Genomic DNA, 1,146 nt, shown 5'->3' with positions numbered 1-1,146 from the left:
CGGGTGCGGCGACGGCGGAGGCCGCCGCCGTGCGCGGCGCGGCGGGCGCGCCCCGGAACCTCATCGGGCCGCCTGGATCTGCCCGGCGATGATGCGCGCGTAGTTCGCCTCGCCCAGCCGGTTCGGGTGCAGCGGCGCGGCGGACGACGTCGGGACGAACCCCTCCAGCCACTTGGCGGACGGCGACTGGCAGGCGTCGTGTCCCTGGCTGGGGGTGACCAGGTCGATGTAGGTCATGCCGTGCGCGGCGGCCTGCCGCGCGATGACGCCGTTCATCCGGTTGACGCTGCCCTGCAGCCAGTCGGCGTCCACGGGCAGGACCGGCACGGCGGGCCAGCAGCCGCCCGGCTTGATGTAGAGCCCGTAGCCGGTGACCACGACGCGGGCCTGCGGCGACCGCTGCCGGATGCCGTCCAGGACGGCCGAGAGCTTCGGCTCGAACGCGTCGATGCGCGCGGCGACCTGGTCCACGCCGCCCTGGGTGTACCGGGTCTTGCAGGGCGTCCCGGTCGGGAGCAGGTTGACGCAGTCCTGCGCGACGCCGACCAGGCCGGCGTCGTTGCCGCCGATCGTGAGCGTGACGAGCCGGGTCCCGCCGGTCAGCGCGTCGAACTGCGGCGGCGCGGTGCCCGCGGGCTGCCCGAGGACGCTGAGGCTCTGCGGCTCGGTCATGTGCTTGGACGCGGCGCCGCTGCAGGTGACGTCGGTGAGCCCGGCGACGCCCAGCGTGGCGGCGAGCTCGTGGGCGTAGTTGTGCGTGGAGCGCGCGCACGCCACCGGGCCGGTGACGTCGGGGATGAGCGGCCCGGACGCCATGGAGTCGCCGAGCGCGACGTACTCGGGGTCGGCCGCCCGCGCGGCGGGCGCGAGCGCGAGCGCGGCCAGGGCTGCGGAGCCGAGGGTGACGAGGGTGCGGCGGAGCAGGGGGCGGGATGTGAGGGGCACGGGTCCTCCTTGGGGGGCGATGCAATACTCAGCCCGCCGGACCCGATGACCATCAGGGAAATATCCAGAGATGGGCGGGAGATCCTGTGACCGAGACCAAACCGGGCGGTAACCCGGTGCCGTCCAGCGGCTTCCCGTCCCACGAGCGCGCCCGGACCGGCGGCCCGCCGAGCGGTGGGCCGGGCACACCGCCGCGCGGCG

1 protein-coding gene is annotated in these 1,146 nt (G+C 75.3%); it reads right to left on the bottom strand.

The genetic code is table 11. The features are described 5' to 3' along the window. Positions 1–60: 60 nt before the first annotated feature. Positions 61–945 carry an SGNH/GDSL hydrolase family protein gene (locus tag DZF91_RS23505; RefSeq protein WP_117359518.1) on the bottom strand — a complete coding sequence of 295 codons (885 nt, stop codon included), beginning with the start codon at positions 943–945 and terminating at the stop codon, positions 61–63. Positions 946–1,146: the final 201 nt, after the last annotated feature.

The sequence above is a fragment of the Actinomadura logoneensis genome, assembly GCF_003428695.1.
Classification (GTDB): domain Bacteria; phylum Actinomycetota; class Actinomycetes; order Streptosporangiales; family Streptosporangiaceae; genus Spirillospora; species Spirillospora logoneensis.
Note: the sequence above shows the minus strand (reverse complement) of the source record. Positions and strands in the feature narration are given on the sequence as shown.